Here is a 1509-nt window from a genome sequence, read left to right on the forward strand (position 1 = left end):
ATTACACGCTTTAGCACACAATTTAAGAAAGAAAGTTGCCTGAAGAGGACAACTTTTCACTTTTTCTTAAAATATTGAAAAACTTTTATAACAAAAAAAATCCGCCTCAAATTTTGTTGTGAGACGGATTCTTTTTTTGAGTGGTTTTCATCCATTTTCAATAAACTTTACAAATCCATCAGTATTTTATCGACACAATTTCAAATTGCTTTTCCGCTTTGCCCAATTTCAATGTCACGCGGTCGCCGACCTTTCTGTCCATAAAGATTTTTGCAATAGGAGAGGTAAACGCTATTTTTCCTTCTGCAACATTTGCCTCATCGACGCCCACGATTTGATAGTGCTGGATTTTGGGATCGGAATCAACCTTAAAGTACACTTCAGCACCGAACCTAACTATATTTTTGGGTTGTTTGGCAAGGTTAACAATTTTGGCAGACGAAATTCGATCGAGTAACAATTGCAATTTCGCATTGATTAAATTTACGGCAATGCGATTTTCATTCTCGTTCGAAATCAAGGTATTGTCACGCTCGTGAATCATTTGATCACGTTCGGCGAGTAACTGACCGTATCCGAACTCGGTAACGAAGTTTACCGTACCGGGCGGTAAATCGGCACGGGGCGGAATCAGCGGGAATTCCTCCTGATCACCCTCTTTCACAAATCCTCTACTCATATATTCCAGTCTTACATTTATTCTGTTACACTTAAAATTATTGATACGTGTTGAGTTTGAAAAATTTATCTAATAAAATTAACAGTTTTAAGGCTATAAAGTTTGCAAACCTTTTCGAAAAGCACTTAACTACAAAGCACGCACTGCAGGCAACAGCCGCTTAGCCGCAATTGTTTCATTGTCTGCAATGTAAATATACATTTTTTTAATAATAAGAATAGTAGAATCCTTTGTTGAGCGGTTTGCCCCACAAATAGGATGATTATGAAAAATTAAAACTTAAATAATAGGAGGTCGGAAAATATGCTTGAGAAACAGATATGAATAATCTGTTGTATAAATAAATAATTTGTACAAAATTCTTTTGCTACTAATGGAATCTCAGAAATTTCTGCGGGAAGGTAAAAATCCAATGTTTTCTGGGTTGGAATTTTGGTTTTGGAAAAGGGCGAAGAATCTTTCTGCGATGATTTTGCCAATTCTTTGGAAACATAGCATTTTCCATTGCAATGAAGCTCTGGCTGAGTTATGTTAACACAAAGTTTGTTAGAAATATAATTGTAATTTACGGCATAATCAATCACCGGAAAAAGTGGTTTCAGCATCAAGTAAAATGTTTAGGAATCGGATGAAATATTTTATCATGAACAAATTCTTATGGCAGAGAACATTAGAAAAAAGGCTGATTTTCGATGATCAACATTAACGTTATTTAACATCTTTTGTGTTTTTAACCTGAGTTCGGGATAAGAATAGAAATAAGATTTGTGTAAAATAGCAATAATTCGTATATTTAAGTATCTAACATTCAAATATTTAAACGAATTACT

2 protein-coding genes are annotated in these 1509 nt (G+C 34.5%); both read right to left on the bottom strand.

Annotated elements, in window-relative coordinates; genetic code table 11:
- Nucleotides 1-178: 178 nt before the first annotated feature.
- The gene (locus DRF58_RS18025) at nt 179-679 is read right to left on the bottom strand and encodes a GreA/GreB family elongation factor (RefSeq protein WP_116037333.1); all 501 of its coding nucleotides are present in this window, start codon (nt 677-679) and stop codon (nt 179-181) included.
- Between the two features lie 272 nt (nt 680-951).
- Nucleotides 952-1284, bottom strand: a complete 333-nt coding sequence (locus tag DRF58_RS18030; RefSeq protein WP_245955609.1) for a hypothetical protein — start codon at nt 1282-1284, stop codon at nt 952-954.
- Nucleotides 1285-1509: the final 225 nt, after the last annotated feature.

Origin of the sequence: Epilithonimonas hispanica (assembly GCF_003385395.1) — a bacterium.
GTDB classification, from domain to species: Bacteria; Bacteroidota; Bacteroidia; order Flavobacteriales; family Weeksellaceae; genus Epilithonimonas; species Epilithonimonas hispanica.

Coding starts and splice junctions, on each gene's coding strand:
- DRF58_RS18025 (WP_116037333.1), bottom strand. CDS start 679: ATGAGTAGAGGATTTGTGAAAGAGGGTGATCAGGAGGAATTCCCGCTG.
- DRF58_RS18030 (WP_245955609.1), bottom strand. CDS start 1,284: ATGCTGAAACCACTTTTTCCGGTGATTGATTATGCCGTAAATTACAAT.